Source organism: Arthrobacter sp. SO3 (assembly GCF_020532825.1).
Lineage (GTDB): Bacteria > Actinomycetota > Actinomycetes > Actinomycetales > Micrococcaceae > Arthrobacter.
In genome coordinates, this window is sequence record NZ_MQTS01000122.1 from 19,294 (window position 1) to 27,301 (window position 8,008).

General features: G+C 67.4%; 9 protein-coding genes. 3 read left to right on the plus strand and 6 right to left on the minus strand.

Features of this window, described 5'->3' with window-relative positions; translation table 11 throughout:
* Window positions 1-279, minus strand: a 279-nt coding sequence (locus BJQ90_RS12425; RefSeq protein WP_226760560.1) for an ArsR/SmtB family transcription factor, incomplete at its 3' end; no start/stop codon positions are given.
* 124 nt (window positions 280-403) lie between these two features.
* Between BJQ90_RS12425 and BJQ90_RS12430 the strand changes: the two genes are divergently transcribed.
* Complete coding sequence (locus BJQ90_RS12430) at window positions 404-970, plus strand: hypothetical protein (protein ID WP_226760561.1); 567 nt, start codon at window positions 404-406, stop codon at window positions 968-970.
* Between the two features lie 10 nt (window positions 971-980).
* Here the strand turns inward: BJQ90_RS12430 and BJQ90_RS12435 are convergent, their stop codons facing one another.
* Window positions 981-2,204, minus strand: a complete 1,224-nt coding sequence (locus tag BJQ90_RS12435) for an acetoin utilization protein AcuC (protein WP_226760562.1) — start codon at window positions 2,202-2,204, stop codon at window positions 981-983.
* A gap of 103 nt (window positions 2,205-2,307) precedes the next feature.
* Here BJQ90_RS12435 and BJQ90_RS12440 point away from each other — a divergent pair, with 103 nt between their 5' ends.
* Both BJQ90_RS12440 and BJQ90_RS12445 read left to right on the plus strand, forming a co-directional pair.
* Window positions 2,308-3,738, plus strand: coding sequence for a TrkH family potassium uptake protein (locus BJQ90_RS12440; protein WP_226760563.1), 1,431 nt, complete (start codon window positions 2,308-2,310; stop codon window positions 3,736-3,738).
* Entirely contained in the window at window positions 3,731-4,417 is a 687-nt protein-coding gene (locus BJQ90_RS12445) for a potassium channel family protein (protein ID WP_226760564.1), read from the plus strand. Before BJQ90_RS12440 ends, BJQ90_RS12445 begins: the two co-directional genes overlap by 8 nt.
* Before the next feature lie 187 nt (window positions 4,418-4,604).
* Here BJQ90_RS12445 and BJQ90_RS12450 read toward each other — a convergent pair whose 3' ends face one another.
* From BJQ90_RS12450 to BJQ90_RS12465, 4 genes are all read right to left on the minus strand, one after another.
* The gene (locus BJQ90_RS12450; protein ID WP_226760565.1) at window positions 4,605-5,189 is read right to left on the minus strand and encodes an HhH-GPD-type base excision DNA repair protein; all 585 of its coding nucleotides are present in this window, start codon (window positions 5,187-5,189) and stop codon (window positions 4,605-4,607) included.
* 51 nt (window positions 5,190-5,240) lie between these two features.
* A complete protein-coding gene (gene proC / locus BJQ90_RS12455; RefSeq protein ID WP_226760566.1) occupies window positions 5,241-6,074 on the minus strand; it encodes a pyrroline-5-carboxylate reductase in 834 nt (277 codons plus the stop codon).
* Between the two features lie 202 nt (window positions 6,075-6,276).
* Window positions 6,277-7,692 (minus strand): RNA polymerase sigma factor, encoded by a 1,416-nt coding sequence (locus BJQ90_RS12460; protein ID WP_226760567.1) that lies wholly within the window; start codon window positions 7,690-7,692, stop codon window positions 6,277-6,279.
* Between the two features lie 12 nt (window positions 7,693-7,704).
* On the minus strand, window positions 7,705-8,008 hold a 304-nt coding region (locus BJQ90_RS12465), incomplete at its 5' end, for a YciI family protein (RefSeq protein WP_226760568.1).

The following is an 8,008-nucleotide window of genomic DNA, read 5'->3' on the forward strand; positions in this document are numbered from 1 at the left end:
GGGCTCAGACGCGGCGCCGCCGACGTCGAAGGTCTGCAGCCAGCTGGCGATCCCGGCGAGCGGCTTGGGATTGAGCGCGTAATAGCGCTTTTGGCCCTGCGCGCGCATGCTCACCAGATCCGCTTCGCGGAGTACTTTCAGGTGCTTGGAAATGGTGGGCTGGCTGGCCTCGAGCTCCTGGACCAGCTCACCCACTGCTTTGTCCCCCTTGCGCAGGGATACCAGAATGTCACGCCGGGTTGCCTCAGCAATGACGGCAAATACGTCGTCTGTCACCATGCCCTCCACACTAGCGACATATACGCCGGATGGCATCCACTAAATGGCGGCCCCGGAACATAGCCGCCGGGCATTGCCCGGGACCGGGCGCGGTGCTAGAACGGACGCACCGCCTTCCCGGCAGGTGAGGCCACAGCCTACCGACGCAGAGGAGTGGACCGCCGTGGGGGACTTCTTCCGGAAACAGCTTTTCAACATCATCGCCGCCGTGTTCCTGGCCCTGTTCGTGATCGTCTGGGGCAGCGTGTTGCTGCAGGTCTGGGTGTTCGTCCCGGAGGTGCCGGGCACCCCGCCCAAATTGAACGGAGCCGTTGTGTGCGCCGCCGGGGTGCTGTCCACCTCGCTGAGTTCGCTGACCGCCTCAGCCTTGGGATTCACCATTGCCGAGGTGCGCCGGGAGGAAGAAAGCGGCGGGCAGGCACGGGACGGCGTCCTGGACCCCGGCGGGATCACCACGAAGCTCTCCGGGCGGATCATCGCGGCGCTGATGGTGTACCTCGTGATCGGGCTGCTGGTGCTTGCCGTGTGGCTGGTGAAGGGCACCGCGTCCACCGACCTGGTGGGGGCCTTCTCGCTCTCGCTGCTGGGCTGGATCATCGGTGCGGCGGGGGTCGTGTTCCAGACCGAGAAGCCCGGCACCGACGCTTCGGCAGCGGTTCAGCCAGGGCGCCAGCCGGAGCAGGGACCCTGAACGACCCCCATTAGTCGAACCAGGGGTCCAGGCCGTAGAGCGGGAAGACTTCCTTGCGGGTGGCCATCACGGTCCGGTCCACCTCGTCGTTCGGATCGAAGCCGACTTCCCAGGAGCGCCACCATAGGTCGACGTCGTCGCCCATCATCTCCGGCGCGGCCACCCCGTACTTGGCCCCGTACTTTTCCTTCACATACCTGCGCCAGTCCTCCGGGACGGGGGTGCGGAGCGGGACCGGGCACCCGGCCGCGATGGCGATCAGGTGGCTCCACGCCCGCGGCACCACGGTGATGACGTTGTAGCCGCCTCCCCCGGTGGAGATCCAGCGGTTCTCGCAGTAGCGCGCGGCGAGGTTGCCGATGGCAGTGGCGGCCTCGCGCTGGCCGTCGACGCTGATGTTCAGATGTGTGAGCGGGTCCAGCCGGTGGGAGTCACAGCCGTGCTGGCTCACGATGACCTCCGGCTCGAATGCGCCCACGAGCTGGGGCACCACGGCGTGGAAGGCCCGCAGCCAGCCGCCGTCCCCGGTACCGGCCGGCAGGGCCACGTTCACCGCGGTTCCCTGCGCATTGGGCCCGCCGATCTCATTGGCGTAACCGGTGCCCGGGAACAGGGTCAGCCCCGTCTCGTGCAGGGAAATCGTCAGCACACGCGGATCGTCCCAGAAGATGCTCTGGGTTCCGTCGCCGTGGTGGGCATCGATGTCGATGTACACCACGCGCTGCATGCCGCCGTCGAGCAGCCGCTGGATGGCGAGGGCCGCGTCGTTGTAGATGCAGAAACCGCTCGCGCGTTCGCGGGCCGCGTGGTGCATGCCCCCGCCGAAGTTCACGGCCCGGACAGCGCTGCCGTCCAGGATGGCGGCGGCGGCCAGCAGGGAGCCGCCGGCCAGCCGGGCACTGGCCTCGTGCATGCCGGCGAAGGCCGGGTCGTCCTCGGTACCGAGTCCGCGGGCCAGGTCCGGGGTCCCGGGATCCGCGCTCACCCGCCGCACGGCGGCGACGAACTCAGGGCTGTGGACCGTGCTCAACTCGGCGTCAGTGGCGACTTCCGGGGCCGAGACCGTGACGTGCTCCAGATCCAGCAGGCCAAGGCTCTTGGCCAGCCTGGCCGTCAGCTCCATCCGCTCCGGCGCCATCGGGTGGCTGTGGCCGAAATTGTAGGCAGTCATGGATGGATCCCACACCACCGTCGTTGGCAGTGCGGTCTTTGCGAGCCCCGGCAGGTATGTCATCAATCACAGGCTACCCGAGCGTGGGGCGCCCTTCCCCCGTCATTGCGCGGGGTTTAGTGGTTTACTACTGAAGGAAGCAGTTTCAAGCGAGGATAAGCCACACATGACGCAGAGCCAGTCGAGGTCCAAGAGCCCGGCAAACTGGCACCCCGGCACACCGGAGCGGGAGGGCCTGTGGATCTTCACACGCCTCCGCGACTTCATCGACAACATCGCCAACACGACCCCGGCGCGGCTGGCGCTCTCCGCGTTCGGCATGGTGATCCTCGTTTTCACGGGCCTGTTGTCCCTGCCGGTCTCCTCGGCCACCGGGGAATTCACGCCGCTGTACCAGTCACTCTTCACTGCCGTGTCCGCTGTCTGCGTGACCGGCCTGACCGTGGTGTCCACGGCTGTGCACTGGTCCTTCTTCGGCCAGCTCGTCATCCTTATCGGCATCTTCGTCGGCGGCCTGGGCACCCTGACCCTCGCGTCGCTGCTGGCCCTCATGGTGAGCAAGAAGCTGGGTGTCCGCGGCAAGCTGATCGCCCAGGAGGCCATGAACGCCGGCCGACTCGGTGAGGTAGGCACCCTGCTGCGGATCGTCATCGTCACCTCGGTGGTGATCGAAGGCACCCTGGCCCTCGCGCTGATCCCCCGCTTCCTGACCCTGGGCGAAAGCTTCGGCCAGTCGGTCTGGCACGGGGCGTTCTACGCGATTTCGGCGTTCAACAACGCCGGTTTCACCCCGCATTCGGACGGGATCGTGCCCTACGAGACCGATTTGTGGATCCTCGTCCCGCTCATGGTGGGCGTCTTCCTCGGCAGCCTCGGTTTCCCCGTGGTGATGGTCCTGCAGCAGAACGGGCTGAACTGGAAGAAATGGAACCTGCACACCAAGCTGACCATTCAGGTCTCGCTGATCCTGCTGGTGTCCGGCACGCTGCTGTGGGGGCTGATGGAGTGGGAGAACCTGAGGACCATCGGCGGCATGAACGTCGCGGACAAAGTCATCCATTCGCTCTTCGCGTCCGTGATGACACGTTCCGGCGGCTTCAACCTGGTGGACCAGAACCAGATGGATTCCACCACCATGCTCCTGACCGACGCCCTCATGTTCGCCGGCGGCGGCTCGGCGTCGACCGCGGGCGGCGTCAAGGTGACCACCATCGCCGTGATGTTCCTGGCGATCCTGGCCGAGGCCCGCGGCGACTCCGACGTGAAAGTGTATGGCCGCACCATCCCCGAGGGGACCATGCGGGTGGCCATCTCCGTCATCGTCGCCGGTGCGACGCTGGTCGCCGTGTCCGCCATGCTCCTGCTCCAGATCAGCGGGGCATCCCTGGACCGGGTACTCTTTGAGACCATTTCCGCTTTCGCCACGGTGGGCCTCAGCACGAACCTCAGCGCCGAGCTTCCGCCGTCGGGCGTCTACGTCCTCACCATCCTGATGTTCGCCGGGCGCGTCGGGACCGTCACCCTTGCCGCTGCCCTGGCGCTGCGCCAGCGCAGCCAGCTATTCCACTACCCGGAAGAGAGACCCATCATTGGCTAGTTCCAAAAGCGCCGTGAACCGCCCCGCCCACAACGCACCCGTACTGGTGATCGGACTGGGCCGTTTTGGCGCCTCCACCGCAGAACAGCTGGTCAAGCAGGGCCGCGAGGTGCTGGCCATCGAACGCGACCGCAACCTGGTGCAGAAATGGTCGGGCGTCCTGACGCACGTGGTCGAGGCTGACGCCACCAACATCGACGCCCTCCGCCAGCTCGGCGCGCAGGAGTTCAGCTCTGCCGTCGTGGGCGTGGGCACCTCGATCGAATCCTCGGTGCTGATCACGGTGAACCTCGTGGACCTCGGCATCGAGCACCTCTGGGTCAAAGCGATCACGCCCTCGCACGGCAAGATCCTGACCCGGATCGGCGCAAACCACGTGATCTACCCGGAGGCCGACGCCGGCGTCCGGGCCGCGCACCTGGTCTCCGGACGCATGCTGGACTTCATCGAATTCGACGACGACTTCGCGATCGTGAAGATGTATCCGCCGCGCGAAACCGTGGGCTTCACCCTGGACGAATCCAAGGTCCGGTCCAAGTACGGGGTCACCATTGTGGGCGTGAAATCCCCGGGCGAGGACTTCACCTATGCCCGGCCGGAGACGAAGGTTTCCTCACGGGACATGCTCATCGTTTCCGGGCACGTGGACCTGCTCGAGAGGTTCGCCGCCAGGCCCTAACGGTCCCGAGCCCGGGAAGACCGACCCACATCGACAGCGTGGAGAAGTCCCCTTTCGCCTGGCACGGTCCGGTCCCCGGCGCGGCGGATTCCGTCGGGCGACGCGCAAAAGCCCTGACGCTGCTGGAATACGGCAGCGTCAGGGCTTTTGCGCGTCATGAGATAGATTGCGCGTCGCATGCGTACGGTCAGGGGCCGGCGGTCTTCGCAGCCTTCGCGGCGGCCTTGGCCGCCTGCTTGCTGGCCCGCACCTTGCTCAGCGACTCCGGATCCACAATGTCAGCGACGGACAGGAAGGCATCCTCGAGGCCGTAGTGGCCCGCGGCTTCGCGCCAGCCTTCAGCCTGGAGGCCACACTGCTTTCCCAGCAGCGCCAGGAAGATCATCGCTTTTTGCTCTCCGAATCCCGGCAACGCCTTGAGCCGGTGCAGCACCTCCTGCCCGTCGGGGTCACCCTGGGTCCAGATGGCAGTAGCGTCGCCGTTCCAGTCTTTGTGCACCGTCTCAGCAAGGGATTGGACGCGGCCGGCCATTGATCCGGGGAACCGGTGGACGGCCGGGCGCTCTTTGAACATCTCGACAAACTCTTGCGGATCGTAGCCGGCGATCGCGGCGGGATCCATGGATCCGATGCGCGTCCGGATTTTTTCGGGACCGGCAAAGGCCGATTCCATGGTCACCTGCTGGTCAAGCAGCATGCCGGTGAGCAGTGCAAACGCGTCGTCGCTGAGGAGTTTGTCCGCCGCGGGATCACCTGTGATGTGCAGTTCCATGGGTCCCATCCTGCCACCCGGACCGGTCTGCGTCATGCGCTGCGCCTGCCGCTAGGCCAGCTGCGTGGTGATCTCCGCTGCCCGGGCGGACGCGGCCCGGGCGCCCTCGGTGATGATCGCGGGCAGGCCGCGGGCGTCAAAGGCGGCGATGGCGCGTTCGGTGGTGCCGTTGGGGCTGGTGACGGCCTTGCGCAGCGCCGCCGGGTCCGCGCCCGGCTCGGCCAGCATAAAGCCGGCCCCGGCGACGGTTTGGCGGGCAATCAGCAGCGACAGCTCACGGTCCAGTCCCAGTTCGACGCCGGCATCCGCCATTGCTTCGGCCAGGTAGAACGCGTAGGCCGGGCCTGATCCGCTGATCGCCGACAGCGCATCGACCTGGTCCTCGGGGATTTCGACGACGGTTCCCGCGGAAGCCAGGAGGTCCTTGGCCAGCTGGAGCTGCGCCGCAGAGCAGTGCGTGCCCGGCGAGACGGACACGACGCCACGGCCCAGCCGCGCCGGGGTGTTGGGCATACTCCGGATCACGGGCTGGCCTGCCGGCAGGGCCGCTTCCAGCTGCTGCAGCGACACTGCGGCGGCGACGCTGATGACGATCGTGTCCGGGGCCAGCGAATCGGCGATCTCCCGGGCCAGGTCCGCGATGCCCACGGGTTTAACGCCCAGGATCACGACGTCGGCGCCGGTGGCCGCCTGTTTGTTGTTCTCCGGCTCTTCCTCGCCGGCGATGGCCGTGATGCCGTGATGCCGTTTGGCGAGTTCGTCGGCCCGTTCGGCGCGGCGGACCGTGGCGACGATGTCCGCCGGGTCGGTTCCGCCCGCGATCAGACCGCTCATGATGGCCTCGTTCATTGATCCACAGCCCAGGAATGCGATTCGCTTACTCATGTCCCCATCATTGCAGTCCGGCCCGATTCACAGCCAGCTCACATCCTGGGGTCAGGGTCTTCACAAACTAGGTACGTAACGTAGTTACTACCTCATTGAGGGTGCGAGTGATGCGGCAGACATGCGGATGTCTGCCCGGCACCGGTGGTCCGCGGCGGGTTTTCCCCCATTTTCCCGTAGCGGACGGCCGGTGCTTTCGTCGTTAAACGGCGTCTCCCTCTCCTGGGGTCTTCCCCGGGACCGGCCCCGCGTTCGGGCTGCGGCCGTCACCCGTGCGGCCGTCACCCGTGCGGCCGTCACGCAGGCGGGCCTCCAGAAATTGCCGGTCCGCCGCGTTTTCAACCAGGTGCAGCGCGGCGTTGTACGCTGCCGCGGCCTCGTCACCGCGGCCCAGCCGGGCCAGGAAGTCCGCGCGGACGGCGTGGAACAGGTGGTAGCCCTCCAGCCCGAGCTCGTCCGCGAGGCGCAACGCGGGTTCCGGGCCTTCGAGCTCGGCCAGGGCCACGGCCCGGTTCAGAGCAACGATCGGACCGGGCGCGACCTCGAGGAGCAGGTCGTAGAGCCGGACGATCTGCCGCCATTCCGTGGCTGTGGCGTCGGGCGCATCGCTGTGGACGGCGTTGATCGCGGCCTGGAGCTGGTACCGTCCGGGCTGGTTCCGCCGCAGACATTGCCGGACCAGGGCCTGGCCTTCAGCGATCAGGGCCCGGTCCCAGAGGCGCCGGTCCTGCTCCGCCAGCAGCACCAGGCCGCCGCCGGATGTCCGCGCCGCGCGCCGTGATTCGGTCAGCAGCATCAGGGCGAGCAGGCCTGTCACCTCGGGTTCATCCGGCATCAGCGCCGCCAGCAGGCGGCCCAGCCTGATCGCCTCCCGGCAGAGCTCCTCCCGGATGGAGGGCCCAGCGGAGCTGGAACTGTAGCCCTCGTTGAAGATCAGGTACACCACCGCGAGCACCGGTTGCAGGCGCGCCGGGAGCTCGGCCCCCTGCGGCACGCGGTACGGAATCCGGGCATCCCGGATTTTCGCTTTGGCCCGGACAAGGCGCTGGGCCATGGTGGTTTCCGGCACCAGGAAAGCGTGGGCGATTTCCGCCGTCGTGAGTCCACCCAGCAGCCGCAGCGTCAGTGCCACTTGGATATTGGGGGCCAGGGCCGGGTGGCAGCAGGTGAAAATCAGCCGCAGCCTGTCATCGTCCACGGTGCCCTCCCTTGAGAGTTCAGTGATCACCTGCGCCTCGGGCGTCCGCAGAGCCGGGGAGCGGGCCTCCTGCAGCAGTGTCGCCTTGAGTTGTTTGTCCGAGCGCCCCGCTTCCCGCCGCAGCCGGTCGACCGCACGGTTCCGGGCAGTGGTGATGATCCAACCTGCGGGGCTTGGCGGGGTGCCGGCTGACGGCCAGTGCTGGACGGCGAGGGTGAAGGCGTCCTGGACGGCGTCCTCGGCGGCGTCGATATCTCCCAGCACGCGGGTCAGGACGGCGACGGCACGCCCGTATTCCTGCCGGAAGACCCGGGCGATCTCTGCCTTCGCCGCCTGCGGCAGAGTGGGTTCCGGCGGCGGGGCCGCTTCCGGCGGAGGGGCCGCTTCCGGCGGAGGGGCGGGCGCTGCTTCGCGGGCCATGTCCAGTGGTGCCTAGTGCTGGATCGGTCGTACTTCGATGGGGAGCGTCGTGGCGCGGGCCAGCTTGCCGGCCCAGCCGAGCGCGGCGTCGAGGTCCTCCGCCTCAATGACGGTGAACCCGCCGAGATGTTCCTTGGCTTCTGCGAAGGGACCGTCCGTGATGAGCACCTCGGTGCCCTGCCGGCGCACCACCGTGGCGGTATCGGTGGGATGAAGACCGGCGGCGAACAGCCAGGCCCCGGCGGCCTTCATTTCGCGGTTAAGGGCCTCCAGGTCCTGCATGATGGGCTCAAGAATTTCCGGGGCGGGGGCGGGG